The 993-nt window shown below is 45.5% G+C and carries 1 protein-coding gene; it reads right to left on the bottom strand.

What is annotated here, in order from left to right:
• Positions 1 to 173 precede the first annotated feature (173 nt).
• Entirely contained in the window at positions 174 to 872 is a 699-nt protein-coding gene (locus O9X84_RS19505; RefSeq protein ID WP_269521318.1) for a TonB-dependent receptor domain-containing protein, read from the bottom strand.
• Positions 873 to 993 lie beyond the last annotated feature (121 nt).

The raw sequence follows: 993 nt of genomic DNA, 5'->3' as shown, positions 1-993 counted from the left end.
CGCTTCCTTCAGACCCCACCGTTGGCCAGTGACGCCCTTGCGATTCGGATTATCTTCCCCTCAATCAGGGTGATGCAGGCATCTATTGTCCTGCTGGGTTTGCCAGCTTCGCTGGGCAAACAAAAAAAGCCCCGTGCACTTTCGTGGCGGGGCTGTTATATATCTCACCTAGATTACATGTTGTAATTCAAACCAAGGAAGAAGAAACGTCCTCGAGGGCCTGCTGGACGAGAAAGCGTACCTAAATACGGGTCTTCTTCGAACGCATTATTCACACCACCATACACTTCTAGTGAATCGTCGAAGGTATAAGATACAGAAAAGTCGTGAACTAGCGCCGAACCTGTTGATGTAATGCTGACAAAGTCAGGATTGTTTTCAATATCTTGGTTCTCTAGGCCCGGTAGAAGTTGCGAACTTTCGTAACGCCCTTGCCATCCGATAACAAAATCGCCAATTAAATAATCAACGTTCATATTGACTATCCATTCTGGGCGACTAAACGTGCCAAGTACATCAGTCACTTCATCCGGTGCCGATACGTCGCGAACTTCATCATTCTTAAGGAAGTTGGTGCCGTTAAGCGTAACGTTCACACGAGAAGCCGTATCGAATAGCTCTGCTAGGTCAAAACCATAATCAACACGGAAATCGATCCCTGACGTTTCCACGGCTGCCAGGTTAATAAACCCTGAGCGGAAATTAGAAATAGAGCCGTTTGTAGCATTTCTGTCTACCGCATCACAGAACTGGTTGTTGATCGTTGGTGCATCAACACAGTTAGACGCAATATCAAAACCACTTAGGCTATCGATTAGCCCATCAATCTGGATGTTGTAATAATCTAAAGTGAACACGAGGCCATCAAACACATATGAGCCTCCGGGCTGTCAATGAAAAAAGATAGCCCTTTGACCGCTATTTCAAGATCAATACCGTTGCCTTTTTAGAACTCGTTTACTTCGTCTGTCATGGTTGATGTTAGGCAAATTG

This window comes from Alteromonas sp. BMJM2 (assembly GCF_027257845.1).
Classification (GTDB): Bacteria; Pseudomonadota; Gammaproteobacteria; order Enterobacterales; family Alteromonadaceae; genus Alteromonas.
This window is presented reverse-complemented; position numbering and strand designations above follow the sequence as displayed.